This is a genomic window from Kitasatospora sp. NPDC087271, from assembly GCF_044744605.1.
Taxonomy (GTDB): Bacteria; Actinomycetota; Actinomycetes; order Streptomycetales; family Streptomycetaceae; genus Kitasatospora.
Map to the genome: position 1 here is coordinate 43,050 of NZ_JBIUYQ010000009.1, position 15,670 is coordinate 58,719.

Below are 15,670 nucleotides of genomic sequence, written 5' to 3' on the forward strand. Positions count from 1 at the left end.
TCTCAGAAGTGCCTTGTCGATTGTGCGTGCTGGGAGCGTGAAGAACTCCCATCATCGCATGTCACAAGGCACTTCCTCGTTTCTGAGGGAACTATCCACGGGCATCAGGCCGGTGGATCCAGGTTCAGTGGACCGTCACGCTCGGCCCTTCGACAAGGGGGTCCAGGGTCGTGTAGTTGTCACTATCATCCCACGGTTGAACTTTCGCGGTAATCCTGGGCGAACCGTTGGGATTGTTTAGGGTCGGAGTGTAGAGTTGATAATCACCTGGACCATGAAGGGAGAGTGTGTTGACCTTTACTTCACCGGCCCGGGTGTTAAATTCCGCTTTATGATAGCCGGGCTCCTTTTTTATGCGACTACCCTTTTTCCTGAGTGAGAGGCCATCGCGTCCCATGACGCACTCCACGTTGTCCCCCCACCCTTCGGGCGTATAGTACCAAAGGGCTTTCCCGAAAGGACTTCGATAGTGCCCGCATCCGCGGATCCTGAGGACCGGGGTAACCTCTTTTTCGGGGGTGACTTGCAGGCAGGACTGTAGCCATGCTTGAACCCAATTATCGCGGTAATGGGTCCGTGTCAGTTCATTGCACTTTGTCCTGTTTCGCGCCCTGGGGACGTACTTGTCTTCTTCTCCGATGGTCGTTTCGGCGAGTGTGTCCAGGGTTTTCTCTTGCGTCCATGGGTCGTTATAGTATTCGCCATGGGGCAAGCATGCCGTGACGATATTTTCTGCCCCTCGGAGGGCGGAGGTCTTTCCGCCTCGCACATTCGGGCCCTTTCCCTCGTACGCCCAGGCGCCCTGTTCGGTAATTCCGAATACGACGCCGTCGCACAGGCCAATCTGGGGCTTAAATTTGTTTCTGGTATTGAGGTAGACCGCCGGCTCGTCGTCTATGTTGGAGCGGAAGGTTGTGTACCTGGGGTACCCATCGGCCCCATGTGGCGCCTCGTCTCCCGAGTTCAGCGACCGCAGGAAAGCTGACCCGCTTGCCATATCATGGCATTGAAAATCGCAATTCTCGGCAAGTTCCTTTGCGTAGCCAACCAGGATATTATGGTCCCCCAGGAATGCTCCGATTGCACGGACGGCTTCGGATGCTCCAACTCCCACGTCGGCCACGATTGTTCCATGGTGGGGGCTTCCCATGGATACGAAGTGTTTCACTTTTTCTGCTCCGCCCAAATTCTTGATATAGGCGCGTGCTACGAGACCTCCCATCGAGTGGGCCACAATATCGACCTTGCCGTCCGGTGACGTCTTTGCGATCTCGTTGACTTCCCTGGCGAAGTCTGCGGCGATGTGGTCGATTCCAGGATTGGGAGGATTGGTCTGGCCGGGCTTTGTCATCTTGCTGTAATCGTAGACGTGCAGTTCGCTTTCTTTGTATCCCTGCGTTTCGGCGTATCCTTTCATCCCGTTCCAGACCGAACCTTCGGAGTGCCAGCCATGGACGAAGATGATGGGCCGGTGTGGGCCGCTGGCGTATGCGCTCTGCTGGGCCTGAGCCGGGGCGGCAGACGCCGGTAGTGCGCTAGCGGGTGCGGCCGTCGCCATCGAAAGGCAAAGGGCGCCGGCTGCCACCGCGGTCCACGCGGGGCTCGGCCGCCTCCTCTGCTGGACGGTGATATTGTTCAGGCTGGCCGGCAGGAGCCGGGCCTTCAGTTCACTGTGGATCATGTTCAGCAACCTTTCGCTGTAGCTCGGGTCGGAACTTTCACCGTGCACACTGAAGATGCCAACACGCGACCGCCCCGACAGTGGCCGCGCATAATGAAGCACGCTTCATGAAACTCTCTTTCCTTCATTGATGTAGGCCAGCTTCCAAATACTCCTCAATGTGGACGAAAATTCCTCACATGCGGAATGGTGTCGCGCCTGATGGTGCGGCCAAACAGCGATCATCAGGCCGAGATCCTCTTTCGCAACGTGCCCTCGGCGGTAGGGCGGGACGTCTGGCGCACTACCTGGACGCCGCCGCAACGCTGTCCCGCAGCACCTCGATGGCGGGCGTCCACGTGTTCACCCCGTCCAGGGCGTGTAGCCAGTGGCTTGTGGGGTTGGTGGACAGCTGCTGAGGCCGGTCGCTTCCGGGGGTGCCGTAGGCCAGGGCGGCGACCGTGCGCAGGTCGACCTGGGATCCGCGTGCGCGGGTGGCGTCGTGGACCAGCCGGGACATCGCCTGCCGGCCGGAGCGGCTGAGTTCCCGCATCGTGGCCCGCACGGTGGTCTCGTGGATGCCGCCGCGTCGGGTCAGGTTGCCGAGGACCGTGCCGATGCTGGGGCCGCCGACACGGTGGGCCTGCCGGTCGGGTGCGGTGACGGTGAGTGCGGCGTGGACGGTGAGGGACGGCGGCGAGGGCGTTCTCCTCGGCGAGGACCTGATCGCGGTGTTCGCTAAGTGGAACATAAATGCACCATCCTGGATCTGGCAAGGCGAGATCAGCCGAGTGCGGCAGGATGGAACGGTCAACACGGTCCCCGCGCGAGAGGGAAGCGAGTGCCGCGCACGCAGCAGTCGGCCGCCGGATTCGTGGCGTCCGGGACCTGGCCGGACGTCGAACTCGCCGAGGACGCCCCGCCCGAGGCCGTCGTCGGACTCGCCTTCGTACTGCGGCTCCGCGACGCGATGACCGGGCGGTCGTGGTCGGCGCGGGAACTCGGCCGCCAGGCTGGTGTCACGCACACCACGATCAACCGCCTCCTGGCCGGCGAGGTGCTGCCCGACGTGGCGACCATCGTCCGCCTGGAGATCGCCCTGCGGATCGACCTGTACCCGGCCGGGCTGTGGGCGGAGATCGCGGCGAACACTCCGGTGGTCGAGCCCGGGCCCTCAGGAGAAGCTGCCGGGTGAGGCGGACCGACGGCATACCGGCGGCAGGACGCGATCGGGCCCGGCACCGCGCGGTGCCGGGCCCGATGGGACGTGGTTCGCTTACCAGGTGATGAGGGCGTAGCCGGGGCCGCCGTTGGCGGTGGAGGCAGCGGCGGCACCGGCCGCGCCGGCGGAGCCTGCCTGGCTTCCGGGGCTGGGGTCGGGTCCGCCGCCGTGGCCGCCGGTGCCGCCCGTTCCTCCGCTTCCTCCGCTTCCGCCGGCGCCGCCCACCCCTACGCCGGGGGGCAGCGTGATCATTTCTGTGCCCGGTACGCCGCCTGCTCCTGCGTTCCCGCCCGCTGCGCCGCTACTGCCCGGGCCGCCGTCGCCGACGCGGCCCGCGATGCCGGTGCCGCCGGCGGTTGCGGCGAAGCTGTTCGCTCCGGCCGCGCCGGCCTGGCCCGCCAGGCCGCCTTCCGCCGCGAGTTCCTCTCCTCCGATGCACTCGACGTCCCCGCCGCCGTCTCCGCCGCCACCCGGCGTTCCGCCGGTGACACCGGTGCCACCGAGGCCGCCCACCCCGCCCCTCGACCCGCCCGCGCGCTCGCCGCGTCCGCCCCCGCTGCCGCCCGCTCCGGGCGAGGCGCTCCCCCCGAAGTTGCCTTCACTGGCAGACACGAAAATGTTCTGGCCGTTGAAAATCTGCGTTTCGGTGTAGTACGTGCCGAGGATGCTGCCGCTGGTGCCGTTTTGGCCTGCGCTTCCCGCTTTGCCTGGGGTCAGCAGGGCGTCCGCCCGGCCTCCTGCGCCATCGGCTCCGCCCTGGCCGTTGTTTGCGCCGACCAGATTGCTCTGCCCGATGCCTACCGTGAACAGCGTGCCCGCGGTCACCGGCACCGTGCACGCGACGAAGGATCCGCCGCCACCACCGCCGCCGCCGCCACCACCAGCCCCGCCCGCGCCGCCGCCACCGCCGCCACCGGCGGCAGGGCCGAGTACATAGCTGCCGCCGCCGCCTCCGCCGCCACCACCACCGCCTCCGGCGCCCAGGCCACCGGCCCCGCCCGCGCCGAGTGCGTAGATCGTCAGTTCGGTGACACCGGCGGGGACCGTGAAGGTGCCGCTCTGGGTGAATGCCTGGCTCCCGGTCACCTTTGGTGCGGTGGGCCGCGGTGCCTCCCGACCGCCGGAAGCGGGTGCGGCACCGGCCGCCGGGGCGGTGACGGCCAGAGTGAGGGCGGCGGCGCCGAGCACCCTGGGGATTACGTGTGCCCGGCCCGGGGCCGCGACATGAACGGGTGCCATCAGGATGAGGTCTCCTTCATTGTGCGGGGCCGCGACGGCGGCGCCTGGTGGGCACGTTGGGACAGCCGGCCACAATCACAGTCATCCGTGCACGTCCCAATGCGCGGTCATCCTGACCCGCCTGCCACCGCCGTGCGCCTTCGACGCGCACCCGGCCCGAGGAAACCGCCTGGCCGGGTGTACCGGACGGGAATGGGAAACGTTTCAGGCAGGCCGCGGCCGTAGACGTAACCGGTGCGGTAGCCGTGCCGACTGAGGTCCTTGAGGGCCGTGAGGACTCTGGAGGCGGGGGCGAGGCCGGGCTGGTGGACGGCGAAGGCCAGGACGAGGGCGGGCGGACCTGGGGTGCTGTGATCGTTGTCGGGTGGCCTTTTACCCGATGAGGGTGCACCTGGCCTTCTTCCTCGCCATTCCGCCGCGCCGGGGCCAGTGTCGGCGGGGTCGCGGCGGCTGCACCAGGCGGCCTCGGAGTCGGTGGCGGGGTGCATGGGACGGACGTTCTCCCTGCTGCCGGGCGCGCCGAACAACCCGCCGATTGGCCGGGCGATCTTCACCACGGACGCCTCGAACACGCTCGACCAGGAAAGTGACCTGAGCCGCAACGTGTGGGAGTTCGGGTTCGCACGCGCCAGTCTCGGGGCGCCCGCGCCGGGCAATGCCAACCTGTTCTTCGCAGCCCCGCATCCCTCTGGCTGCCCAGCGTCTGATCAACAAGCTGAAGGCCTGGCGAGGTATCGCCACGCGATATGACAAGATCCCCGCGAACTACCTCGCGGGCCTCCACCTCTGCGGCTCGATGATCTGGATCAAGGGCCTCATCCGAGCCGTCGCTTGATCACGATCCAATACGCCCTGGACCATCAGGCGAGTCCAGGCCAGGGCGGACGGCGAGGGGCAGTGAGCTATCCCAGGTTATTGCAGCCACCGCATCGCGCCCGGTACGTCCGGGGCCACCGGTACGCCGTCCGGGGCCGGCGGACGCCGCACGATGATCACGGGCAGGTGGAGTTCGCGTGCGGCGGTGAGTTTGGGTGCGGTCGGGGCGCCGCCGCTGTCCTTGGTGACCACGACGTCGATGCGGTGCTCGCGCAGGAGCATCCGTTCGTCGTCGAGCGTGAACGGCCCCCGGTCCAGCAGGACTTCGAAGGACGGCGGCAACGGGGGCTCGGGCGGGTCGACTGACCGGGCGAGGAAGTGGACCCCGTCGAGGTGGGCGAAGGCCGCCGATCCTCACCTCTCCGGCGGGCGGCCGGGGTTGGGCGACCCGGCCGGCCAGCGAACTGGTGACCCGCGGGGACGACAGCTCGGCGAGTGCGGCGGCCAGCGCCCGCCCCTCCGTCGTCCCGCCGAGGATCAGGACGTGCCGGGTCATGGGGTTCACGCCCCGCAGGGCTCGTGCGGGCGTTCGCGCTCCGCCGAGTAGAGGTGGCTGTCGCGGAACTGGTCGGCGGCCAGTGTCCGTCCGACCAGGATGACGGCGGTGCGCACCACGCCCGAGGCCTTGACCTGCCCGGCGATGTCGGCGAGGGTGCCGCGCAGCACCAGCTCGTCCGGCCGGCTGGCCATCGCGACGACGGCGGTCGGGCAGTCGGCGCCGTAGTGCGGGAGCAGCTGCTCGACGACGTCGTCCACGTATCCGGCGGCCAGGTGCAGTACCAGCAGGGCGCCGCTGCGGCCGAGGGTGGCCAGGTCCTCGCCCTCGGGCATCGGGGTGGCGCGCTTGGCGATCCGGGTGAGGATGACGGTCTGGCCGACGGTCGGGACGGTCAGCTCCCGCTTGAGTGCGGCCGCTGCGGCGGCGAAGGCGGGCACGCCGGGGACGATCTCGTACGGCACGCCGGCCGCGTCGAGGGACCGTCATCGACGCGAAGGAGCCGACGGCCGGCACCGTCGGCCGGACCTGGCAGGCCCTCGATCCGGGCGGGGCCAGCACCGTGGAAGTCGCACGGATCACCAGGCTGGACGAAGTAGTTCTGTCCTGACCGGTCCAGGTGCGGTCTCGGTCTCCGGTGGGGCCGGTTCACAGAGCGGTCCCACCGGACGTCGTCGTGGTGTCGGTTACCCGATGCTCTCCGCGACGTGGATGAGTTCCTCGTTGGTGAGTCGTGGGGGGCCGCCGGTGGTGACGACGAAGGTGTAGGTGCCGTCGGACCAAGTCAGCGAGTGGGGGTCGCCTTGGGAATCCGAGTGCGTGATGGTCGCGGGGCGGCCCTTGACGGTGGCGGCCTTGCCGGGTGGTGGTGTGCTGCTCCGGAGGGTCTGGCTGATGATCAGAGAGCCTGCTTCGGGACCGGTGCCCAGCCGGTAACCGACGGCCCAGGCCGGGGTGTCGGTCGGGATCGCTTCCAGGCCGGGCAGGAAGACCATCCTGCCCGCGGGGTAGGGGTAGTAGTTCTCCGGCAGGGACGCGGGCCGGAGAAGGTCGCGCTCGTCGAAGTGGACGGCGGGCTTGCCCGTGGCGTCGTTCAGGGTCCTGGTGCCGAGTGGTTTGTTCAGGTGGGTGGTGATCTGCGCGAAGCCGCCCGGGTCGCAGAACCCCGGACGGACCGTGTGCCGCAGGGAGACCTTCACCACGCCGGTGGACTCACGGGTCACGAGCTCCGGTCGGTCCTCGCAACCCCAGCCGATGTTGAGTGTCAGGGTTTGGCCGTCGGAACTGACCAGTAGCGGGTAGCCGGCCACGGCGCCTTCGTGGACCTTGCTCTCCGGGCCCCGGTTCATCCATGCATTGATTGCGAACCCGCTACCGAGAACGGCTATCGCAGCCACGGCGGTCAAGCGATTCCGTCGCCCGCGCTTCGACTTCTGACGGACGGTACTTGGCGTCACGGGCCCTCCCCGGCAGTCATGGCCATGCTTGCGGTAGGTCGCGCCTGCCGGATGCAAGCCCGGCAGGCGCGACCACTCCGGCCTTCACCAGAGGTACAGGAAGGTCCGGATGTCGTCGTAGCCGTCGAGGGCCCGTCCGTCCACGTCCGCCGGGTCGGCGGCGGCCCGCTGCGCCAGGGAGCGCGCCAGGTCGAGGGCTTCGTCGCTGAGGCGGCCGAAGCGGCGGGCGATGTGGCTCAGGCACAGGACGGTCAGCCCCAGCAGGGGACTGCCCGGTGCGGCCCGTGTGCCGGTCTGCACGCAGCAGTGTTCGGCGAAGTCGCGGTCGTCTCCGTGCAGGGCGATCCCGACCAGGGCCTCAGCCGTGTGGTCAGCTGCGGATCGGCCGTCCAGAGCCCCTTCCAGGGCTTCCGTCACCACCTCGCGAGCCGGCGCGGGCGGGTTCTCCAGGGTCCTGTGCATGCCGCGAGACTACGGCCTCCGCCACGGTAGCGTTGGCCAACAGCCAGTGGTGAGCGATGGGTTGGGCGAAGTGGCGCTGGAGTGCGAAGCCGGCGTGCGGTGGGCGTGCGCGCCGGGCCACGGTCGGGAACGGCCGTCGTGTCCGTCGAGGCTCCTAGGCTCGCGACCATGACCCCCACCACCAACCCCGCCGTGCAGCGGCATGTCCGTATCCAGGCGACCGGCCCGACCGCGCGTCTGGAGATCGACGGCCAGGACCTCGCCGACCAGGTCCGCTCGTACGAGCTGCGGCACGCCGTCGGGCAGTTCCCCGAACTCCAGCTGCTGCTGCGTCCGACCGCCGACCCGGAGTGGGAGGGCGCCGCCCGCGTCGTGGTCGGCGAGGACCCGGACCCGGACCCGGGCCCGGCGGCCGTGGCGTTCCTGGCCGCCCTCGACCCCGTCGACCCCGTCGAGACCGTCGAGACCGTCGAGACCGCCGAGACCGAGCGGGCGCTCCTCGCCCGGCACGACCTCCTCGACGGCGGCGCGCACGAGTTCACGAGGGCGCTGCTCACCGAACTGGGCGAGTGGGCGCTCGGTGTGCGTCAGCCCGGTGAGTCCGGGGCGGTGGACGGCTGATGGCGCAGGTGACCAGCAACGCCGGGGTCCTGGCCGCGCAGCTGGAGTCGAGGGCCGCCGTCGCGGTGCCGGCGGCCACGGCGGTGGTGCGGCACCATGCGATGATCCTGGAGACCGCGATCGGCGCCGGTGCATCGGGCCGTCCTGGCCCGGCGTTCAGAGCGGCGAGTACCGGAGGTCGTGGACCACGGAGGTCCACGCCACCGCCACCGGTGTGGAAGCGACCGTGGGCACCAGCCCCCCGCAGGCCGCGCGCCGTCGATGCGGACCATGTCCGCCAGCGCGTGGGTCGCCCTTGTCGCTCTTGGCCCCCGAGGTGCCGTACCTCTCCTTGAACCGGGCAGCCTGGCGGGGGTTGGCCGCGTGGCCGCGGCAGCCGGCGGCGATCAGGGCCTGCACCCACGGGCCCCGGTCGGTCTCGATGCAGACCGTCACCTGCCCGGGCTCCAGGTCCTGGCCGCCGTGGCGGGCGACGAGGCGTGCAGCTTCGCGGTGCCCTCGGAGCCCTCCGGTAGTCGTGCGCTCGCCGGCTTCCGGCCCGTCTCGTTCTGCAGCTCCACGTCGTGGTGGCCTTCGGCCCAGTCGCCGCCGATGAACAGCACTGGTCTTCTCCGGTTTCCCTTGGCGTTCTGTGTGTGCAGCCTGCGGAAGGCGTGGCTCGCGTTCTCATGGATCAAGTGCTCACGCCCAACCTGCCTGGCGGGCACGCGATCCCATCAGCAGTCAGGCCCCCCGACCGACCATAGGCGGCGTGGTCTGACCTCAGAGCTCACGATGGCTCCCAAGAAGGAAGTGCTCACCTGCTGGCGGCTACGGGCCGTAGTCTCTCCTACGGCCCGACGGGGCCCATGAGAAGGAACTGCTGCTTCCGGCGAAGGGGCTGGGCTCCTCCGAAGGACTGAGCTCGCCCGGGTGGCTGGGTGCAGTGAAGAAGCTGGGTTCCCCCGAGGGGCTGAGCTCGCCCGGAGGACTGGGTGCGGCCGGGGAAGCGGGCGTGGCCGAGCGGCTGGGCGCGGCGGAGGGGCTGAGCTCGTCGGAGGGGCTGGGTGCGGCCGGGGAACCGGGCGTGGCGGAGGGGCTGAGCTCGTCCGAGCGGCTCGGGTACGGCTGAGGGGCCGGCTGTGGGCGAGCGCCGCTGGGTGCGGCGGAGAGGCTGAGCCCGTTCGAGGGGCTGGGCGTGGCGGAGGGACTGGGTGCGGCCGGGGAACCGGACTTGGCGGAGGGGCTGGGCGTGGCCGAGGCGCTCGACGTGGCCGAGGCGCTCGACGTGGCCGAGGCGCTCGACGTGGCGGAGGGACTGGCCGTGGCGGAGGGGCTCGGGCGGGGGTCGTGGGGGCAGAGCACGGCAGGGTCTTTGAACCCGTAGCTCAGGCCCCAGTCCCTGTCGCAGCCGCCCCAGTAGGTCCTCACCCAGCCGCAGTAGGGGCCGCCGTAGCTGAAGCAACGGGGCACCGAGTCCTCCGAGTCCTCCGAGTCCGGATTCGTGGAGGGAGACCAGGATAATTCGGCTTCGCTCTGCGAGGTGCCGAGGGCGTTGACCGCGCGGACCTGCGTGGCATCGGAACTCTGGGACGTCCCGCCCGTGAAGAGGACGGCCAGGCCAAAGGCTGAGGCGGAAGCCGCCACGATTGAAGCGGCGAGAACGCGGCGGGTGGAGCGCATGGCTGGTCCTCTTGGCTGCGTGGTCTGTGGCACGTGGGAATGCACTCCGGGCACGGGCACCGCCGCTGTGAGCGCCGGAGTTAAACATATGGTCGGAAGACCTTTTCATCGCCGACGAAGCGCCAGTCAGGCGGCCTTGCTCCGGTTTTTCACTCGAAGAGGCTCGCCTCGACCCACGTGCCGCGACCGCGCGCAGATCTTCGCCCACGGGGGCCTCGGCCGGGCCCGGTGATCGGCGGACGACCGGCGATCGACACGGTCAGCGCAGGGAGCGGACCGCCGGGCTCGTGGCGACCAGGCCGGCGCAGGCCAGGACGGCGCTGCCGCAGACCAGGAACAGCGTGGTCGTGCCGTAGGGGAGCAGGGCGCCGGCGATCACGTAGGAGAACGGGTCGAACGCCACCGTGGCCAGCACGACGAGGCTGAGTACCCGGCCCAGCAGTTGCTCGGGCACCCGCTCCTGCAGAGTGGCCACGACCACCACTCCGAGGAACCCGGATCCGAGGCCGATGAGCGAGACGACCGCCGTCGCGGCGACGACATGGGTGACGGCGGCGAGTCCGGCCATGCCTGCGCCGATCGCCGCGACACCGCCGACCACGGTCCGGCCGCGCCGGGCGGGCGGCCGCCACCCGGCCATCAGTGAGCCGGCCAGTGAACCGGCACCGAAACCGGAGAGCACGACGCCCAGGGATCCCGCGCCGCCGAGGCGTTGATCGGCGAGCACCGCGCCGCCCACGAGCACGGGGCCCACGACCGCGATGTTGATCAGGGCGATGGCTGCCAGCATCCCTCGCACCAGCGGTTCGTGCCAGGCGTACCTCAAGCCCACGCCGAGGGCACGCGCACTGCTGAGCTGCTCGCCGTCGACGGTGGCCTGACCGGCGTCGTCCCCGGCACCTCCGCCACGTCGTACCACGCGGATCAGCGTGCTGAGGACGACGGCGGCCAACGCGGCCATCGCCACGATCCCACCGAGCGTCGCGGCGAAGCCGACTGCGGCGATGCATCCGGCGGCCACCGCCGGGCCGACCAGATCGCCCCCCGACTCCGCGCCCTGCACCAGCCCGTTGACCCGGGCGAGCTTGTCGGTCGGCACGACGGCGGGTAGCAACGCCAGGGCCGCCGGGAAGTACGCGGCGTCGGCGGCGCCGAGCAGCCCGCCGAGCAGCGCGACCGTCGTCAACGACGGTGAGGTGAAGGTGACCAGGGCGCCGAGGGCGAGCAGGACGGCGACCCGGAGCCAGGCGGCACTGGCCACGACACGGGCGGGACCGAGGCGGTCGACCAGTACTCCCGCAGGAGGCAGGAGCACCGCTCGCGGCAGCGCCACGGCCACGAGCACCAACCCCGTGGCGATTCCGGGTTCCGACAGGTCGAGCACGAAGAGCGTGAGCCAGACGATGAACAGGGCGTCGACCACGGCCGCCAGCCCTTGACCGACGATCAGGCGGCGCAGGTGCGAATCGCCGAGCGGTTCGCGCGGAAGAGACTGGGCGGTCGGCTCCGTCGTCATCGGTGGCTCTCCGGGGCTCGGGTACGGGGCGTCAGCCATGGCGTGGCGGCGGCCCACCGGCGACGCCGGCGGGTCCGGCGCCGGGTGTCACTATGCGATGTGGGTGCCCCCGTCGACCGTCAGGGTGGTGCCGGTGATGTAGGACGCCGCGTCGGAGACGAGGAAGACCAGAGCCGCGGCGAGCTCCTCGGGACGCCCGATGCGGCCTGAGAGCACCCGCGGCATCATCGCCTCCAGGTAACCCTCGGCGTAGCCGTCGGTCATCGCGGAGGTGAAGAGGCCCGGCGCGAGGGCGTTCACGCGAATGCCCTTGCCGGGGGTCCACTGCTGGGCGAGATCGCGGGTGAGCCCGAGGATCCCGGCCTTCGACGCCGAGTAGGCGGCCTGCGGCAGCCCGCCCGTGACCAGGGCGAGGATGCTCGAGACGTTGACGATGGAACTGCCGGGCAGCATCACCGCGCCCGCGGCCTGGGCCATCCAGTAGGAGCCGTTCAGATTGATGTCGATGACCTCGCGGAACTGCTCCGGGGTCTCCTCCGCCGCGGGTTGCTCACTGCTGATCCCGGCGTTGTTGACGAGAATGTCCACCCGCCCGAATGCCCGCACGGCCGCGTCGACCAGCCTGCGGCAGTCCTCCGGCTCGGCGACGTCGGTGCGCACGGCGACGGCCCGGCGGCCGAGCTTCTCGACGGCCGCGCGCACGGTCTCCAGCCGCTCGGTGCGCCGCGCCCCGAGCACGACGTCGGCGCCGGCCTCCGCCACCGCGGTGGCGAAGGCGACGCCCAGCCCGGAGGAGGCGCCGGTGACCACGGCGACGCGACCGTCGAGCCGGAAGCGATCGAGGACGCTCATGGCTGCCCGACCTCCTGGGGAGCCTCGTGGGGAAGGGTCGTCCCGGCGGAGGTCACCGGTGCTCGGCGACGTAGTTCACCGCGTCGCCGACGGTCCTCAACCCCGTGACCCGGTCGTCCGGGATCTTCACCTCGAACCTGTCCTCGACCGCCACGGCGATCTCCATCATGGCCAGGGAGTCGACGTCGAGGTCGTCGGTGAACGACGTCTCGGCGCTCACCTCGGCGGAGTCGATGCCGAGGACCTCTTCGACGATCTCGGCAATGGCGTTGAGGATGTCGGTGTTGTCCACCACGGGTTCCTTCCTCTGGGGATGGGGATGGGGTCGGCGTCGGTCATCGGTCGGTGGGGCGAGCCTCGGTGCGGCGAGCGTCGGTGGGGACGTCAGAGCCCGAGGCGTCGTCGGTAGGCGAGGAGGGTGTGCAGGAAGCCGTCCATCTGCTCCTCGGTGTGGCCCGCGTGCGGGAACAGGCGTAGGAGCGCCTGGTTGCGCGAGACGGCCGGGTAGGAGAAGACGGGTACGAGGTAGCCGTCCTCGACGAACCACTCCCGCATCTGCAGGGCGGCGGCGTCGCTTCCGATCGGCACCGAGAGCATGTACGACTCGGTCGGCGTCGTCGCCGTGCCGGCCTCGTGCATCTGTCGGCGAAGGCGGGCGGCATGTGCCAGGTAGTCGTCGACGATCCCCGGATCGTCGGCGAGGACGCCGATCGTGCGGTCGGCGGCGTAGGCGGTCGGCGGCTGGATGGCGGCCGTGAACATCGAGGTGCCGGAGAGCAGTTCGAAGGCGTCGATGGCCGCCGCCGGCCCGGCGATCGCGCCGCCTTCCAGACCGATGGCCTTCGACAGCGACACCATGACGAAGTCGGCCCGCTCCCGGATCGCCGCCGCCTCCCGGGCGTAGGGACGGTTCTCGGGCCCGTAGACCATGAAGCCGTTCGCGTCGTCGATCATGCTGACGGCGCCGTGCCGGTCGCACTCGTCGAGGATCTCCACGATCGGTCCCATGGTGCCGTCGGCCGAGTAGATGCTCTCGGCGATCACCACGGTCTTGTGGGTGCGGACCCGCTCCAGGACGCGGGCCAGGTCGGAGACGTCGTTGTGCCGGAACGCGTGGACGTTGCGGCCGTAGCCGAGCCCCTGGAGGCCCTTCCAGATGCTCCAGTGGACGTCGCGGTCGACGACGAACACGGTGTCGTGGTTGCGCACCTCGATCCCGGCGTCGAAGTGCGCGGAACTGCTCATGGCGTGGACGAACCCGATGTTGGCCAGGAGCCCCGTGGCGAAGCTGATGGCTCGCTCCTTGCCGGTGTGACGGGCGATCGTCTCCTCCAGCACCTGGTGCGGGCGGCAGATCCCCTGGGTCATCCTGGAGCCGCTGGTGCTCAGGCCGTGGGCGAGCGCCCCCTCCGCGAAATGACGCCGTACGGGGACGTGGCGCTCCAGGTCGAGGAAGCTGATGCTGGCGAAGTTCACCAGCTCGCGGCCGTTGCGGACGATGGTCGGCCCGACGGGACCGTCCACCACCGGCGGGCGGTAGGCCGTGTCGTGGGTGTTCGCCTCGACGAAGGCGGCGAAGGCCCACGGGGCCAGGCGGTCCGCGGACGGGCCGGCGGTGCGGGACGCGGTCATGGCGAGGTGTCTCCTCCACGATGGGCGCGGGGCGGTGAGGGCTCCAGGGCTGTGGCGAGGTGGCCGAGCGAGGCCGTCCCGGCCAGTTCGTCCGACGCGATCCCGGTGAAGCCGAACCGGTGGAGCAGCGCCAGCAGACGGGGGACGGCGACCAGGGTGACGCCGTGGTCGGCGAGGCAACGGTTCATGTCCACCGCGTCAGGGCTGTCGGAGGGGCCGTCCGGCGGATCGCCGGGTGCGACAGCGGCCACGGCGGCGGCCAGCGCCCGTTCGGCGCCCGTCGCGGGCGGGCGCGAGGGGACCCGCGGCGTTCCCGCGCCGGTGGTGGCGGTGCGGGACCGGTCGGACCAGGGGCCGGCCGGGGACAGGACGTAGCGGCCCGGGGCCGCGATGCCGGGCACTTCGTCGAGGTGGTCCAGGACGTGGCGGTGCAAGTCGTCGGGGGTGGCACCGGGGGCGGTGCGAGCGCGTGCGACGAGGTGCGGTTCGCCTTCCCCCGCTGCGTCCCCGCCGGGCGCCACCGTCACGTCGAGCACTCCGGGGTGGCCGCGCAGCACGGCCTCGACCCTGGCCGGGCGCACCCATCCCTGCGGGGAGCGCCACCAGCCGGAGGCGGCCGGTGTCGGCGGGCGCGCCGGAACCGGGCACTCGGCACCGTCGGCGAGCGCGCGCAGGAAGGCGCACAGACGGACGGGCAACGCCACGGCCTGCCCGGCGTCGAGCAGGTGGTCCCCGACGGTGACGTCGAGGGTGACGACCCCCGCGTCGAGGCCGAGGTCGACGTAGAGCGTGTCGCAGGGCTCGTCGGGCGCGCTGCGGATCCAGGTTGCGGACGCATCCGGCGGAGTGTCGTGCGCGGGGGCCAGGTACCCGGGGACCAGGTAGTCGCGCGGCCACGAGTAGCAGTTGTACTCGATGGTCGGTACGGTCACGACACCGCGGTGACGGTCCATCCGCGCCTGGGCGGCGACCAGTTCCGCGGGGCGCCACTGACCGTGCCGGTAGGCGGCGGAGGAGGCGGCGGCGACCGAGGCGACCACCTCGCCGAACGCCGCGCCCGGGCGGAGGTCGATCTGCACCGGAACCGTCAGGGCCCGGACGCCGACGCTGTTCCGCAGAGCGGCCCGGGCCCGGTTGGAGACCACCACCGACGCGAGGAAGCGGAGTTCGCCGGTGCGGGTGGTGACGTCGTGGGCCAGCGCCGCGAGCATCACGACCTCCGGGCTGACCCGATGACGTCGGGCCACGCGGGTGAGGTCGGCGTACGCGCCCGCCGAGCGGTGCTGGAGGCGGTGTCGCCCGGCGCCGTCGTCCGTCCCGCCGAACGGGGCCAGCACACCGGTCGGGTTGCCCGCGAGCCGCGTGAGCCACTCGCGCTCCGCCGCGCGGGCGCGTTCCACGGGCTGGGCGGCGACCGTGTCGAGGGGGTGCTGCACGCTTGCCTCCGCCGGTGCGCCGACGCCACGCAGTTGGTCGTGCAACTGGTTGATCAGCACCGCCAGCCCCCACCCGTCGATCACGACGTGATGGGCGGCCAGCAGGACCGCACGCGGCCTCCCCGCCTCCAGCAGCACCCTGGCGCGCCAGGGCGGGTTCCGCTCGGGATCGATCGGACGGGCGGCCAGCGCGGTGGTGGCGGCGTCCAGGGTGTCGGCATCGACGGCGCGGACGTCGACGTGGTCGACCGGCAGCGGCGCCCAGTCCGCACGGTGGACGTGTTGGACCGGGCGGAGCGGGTCGACCGTGGTGCGCAGCGCCTCATGGCGGGCGGTGAGGGCCGCGAGTGCCGCGTGGACGTCGGCGACGGTGGCCGGGGGCGGGACGTGGCAGTGGTCGGCGAGGGGCGTCGGGTTCACTCGCCGTGGTGCGGGAACGGTGCGCTCGAACCAGTGCCACTGCTGGACCCAGGTCAGCGGCCCGCTGCGGGTGACGGTGGCGGCGCTCGGGGGCGGCTCCGGGAGGCGGTTCACGGCCG

16 protein-coding genes and 2 pseudogenes are annotated in these 15,670 nt (G+C 70.7%); 5 read left to right on the forward strand and 13 right to left on the reverse strand.

What is annotated here, in order from left to right; translation table 11 throughout:
- Positions 1-124: 124 nt before the first annotated feature.
- Both ACIO9K_RS17355 and ACIO9K_RS17360 read right to left on the reverse strand, forming a co-directional pair.
- Complete coding sequence (locus ACIO9K_RS17355) at positions 125-1,681, reverse strand: lipase family alpha/beta hydrolase (RefSeq protein ID WP_400331069.1); 1,557 nt, start codon at positions 1,679-1,681, stop codon at positions 125-127.
- Between the two features lie 283 nt (positions 1,682-1,964).
- Positions 1,965-2,411 carry a hypothetical protein gene (locus ACIO9K_RS17360; RefSeq protein WP_400330648.1) on the reverse strand — a complete coding sequence of 149 codons (447 nt, stop codon included), beginning with the start codon at positions 2,409-2,411 and terminating at the stop codon, positions 1,965-1,967.
- A gap of 90 nt (positions 2,412-2,501) precedes the next feature.
- Between ACIO9K_RS17360 and ACIO9K_RS17365 the strand changes: the two genes are divergently transcribed.
- On the forward strand, positions 2,502-2,855 hold the full coding sequence (locus tag ACIO9K_RS17365) for a multiprotein-bridging factor 1 family protein (protein WP_400330651.1): 354 nt from the start codon (positions 2,502-2,504) through the stop codon (positions 2,853-2,855).
- Between the two features lie 81 nt (positions 2,856-2,936).
- Here ACIO9K_RS17365 and ACIO9K_RS17370 read toward each other — a convergent pair whose 3' ends face one another.
- Entirely contained in the window at positions 2,937-3,968 is a 1,032-nt protein-coding gene (locus ACIO9K_RS17370; protein WP_400330653.1) for a hypothetical protein, read from the reverse strand.
- Positions 3,969-4,607: 639 nt separating this feature from the next.
- Between ACIO9K_RS17370 and ACIO9K_RS17375 the strand changes: the two genes are divergently transcribed.
- Positions 4,608-4,871: a hypothetical protein gene (locus ACIO9K_RS17375; RefSeq protein ID WP_400331099.1), complete on the forward strand. Its 264-nt coding sequence runs from the start codon at positions 4,608-4,610 to the stop codon at positions 4,869-4,871.
- Positions 4,872-5,033: 162 nt separating this feature from the next.
- Here the strand turns inward: ACIO9K_RS17375 and ACIO9K_RS17380 are convergent.
- The 4 genes and pseudogenes from ACIO9K_RS17380 to ACIO9K_RS17395 form a co-directional block, all read right to left on the reverse strand.
- Positions 5,034-5,493, reverse strand: a pseudogene (locus tag ACIO9K_RS17380) (precorrin-6A/cobalt-precorrin-6A reductase).
- Positions 5,494-5,498: 5 nt separating this feature from the next.
- Positions 5,499-5,978 (reverse strand): annotated as a pseudogene (locus ACIO9K_RS17385) (SAM-dependent methyltransferase); the annotation flags it as partial.
- A gap of 201 nt (positions 5,979-6,179) precedes the next feature.
- Positions 6,180-6,842, reverse strand: coding sequence for a hypothetical protein (locus ACIO9K_RS17390; protein WP_400330655.1), 663 nt, complete (start codon positions 6,840-6,842; stop codon positions 6,180-6,182).
- A 192-nt stretch (positions 6,843-7,034) separates the two neighbouring features.
- On the reverse strand, positions 7,035-7,412 hold the full coding sequence (locus tag ACIO9K_RS17395) for a hypothetical protein (RefSeq protein ID WP_363620796.1): 378 nt from the start codon (positions 7,410-7,412) through the stop codon (positions 7,035-7,037).
- A 168-nt stretch (positions 7,413-7,580) separates the two neighbouring features.
- On the opposite strand from ACIO9K_RS17395, the gene ACIO9K_RS17400 reads away from it, so the two are divergent.
- Positions 7,581-8,033, forward strand: coding sequence for a hypothetical protein (locus ACIO9K_RS17400; RefSeq protein WP_400330657.1), 453 nt, complete (start codon positions 7,581-7,583; stop codon positions 8,031-8,033).
- A 431-nt stretch (positions 8,034-8,464) separates the two neighbouring features.
- Here the strand turns inward: ACIO9K_RS17400 and ACIO9K_RS17405 are convergent, their stop codons facing one another.
- The gene (locus ACIO9K_RS17405) at positions 8,465-8,635 is read right to left on the reverse strand and encodes a hypothetical protein (protein WP_400330659.1); all 171 of its coding nucleotides are present in this window, start codon (positions 8,633-8,635) and stop codon (positions 8,465-8,467) included.
- 323 nt (positions 8,636-8,958) lie between these two features.
- On the opposite strand from ACIO9K_RS17405, the gene ACIO9K_RS17410 reads away from it, so the two are divergent.
- Positions 8,959-9,144 (forward strand): hypothetical protein, encoded by a 186-nt coding sequence (locus ACIO9K_RS17410; RefSeq protein WP_363620788.1) that lies wholly within the window; start codon positions 8,959-8,961, stop codon positions 9,142-9,144.
- Positions 9,145-9,210: 66 nt separating this feature from the next.
- Positions 9,211-9,399, forward strand: a complete 189-nt coding sequence (locus tag ACIO9K_RS17415; RefSeq protein WP_400330661.1) for a hypothetical protein — start codon at positions 9,211-9,213, stop codon at positions 9,397-9,399.
- Positions 9,400-9,954: 555 nt separating this feature from the next.
- Here the strand turns inward: ACIO9K_RS17415 and ACIO9K_RS17420 are convergent.
- The 5 genes from ACIO9K_RS17420 to ACIO9K_RS17440 form a co-directional block, all read right to left on the reverse strand.
- Positions 9,955-11,211, reverse strand: coding sequence for an MFS transporter (locus ACIO9K_RS17420; RefSeq protein ID WP_400330663.1), 1,257 nt, complete (start codon positions 11,209-11,211; stop codon positions 9,955-9,957).
- Positions 11,212-11,301: 90 nt separating this feature from the next.
- Positions 11,302-12,063: a glucose 1-dehydrogenase gene (locus tag ACIO9K_RS17425; protein WP_363589296.1), complete on the reverse strand. Its 762-nt coding sequence runs from the start codon at positions 12,061-12,063 to the stop codon at positions 11,302-11,304.
- Between the two features lie 52 nt (positions 12,064-12,115).
- Complete coding sequence (locus ACIO9K_RS17430; RefSeq protein ID WP_350879353.1) at positions 12,116-12,358, reverse strand: acyl carrier protein; 243 nt, start codon at positions 12,356-12,358, stop codon at positions 12,116-12,118.
- 89 nt (positions 12,359-12,447) lie between these two features.
- Positions 12,448-13,695: an aminotransferase class I/II-fold pyridoxal phosphate-dependent enzyme gene (locus ACIO9K_RS17435; protein ID WP_400330665.1), complete on the reverse strand. Its 1,248-nt coding sequence runs from the start codon at positions 13,693-13,695 to the stop codon at positions 12,448-12,450.
- Positions 13,692-15,665 (reverse strand): condensation domain-containing protein, encoded by a 1,974-nt coding sequence (locus tag ACIO9K_RS17440; protein ID WP_400330668.1) that lies wholly within the window; start codon positions 15,663-15,665, stop codon positions 13,692-13,694. Before ACIO9K_RS17440 ends, ACIO9K_RS17435 begins: the two co-directional genes overlap by 4 nt.
- Positions 15,666-15,670 lie beyond the last annotated feature (5 nt).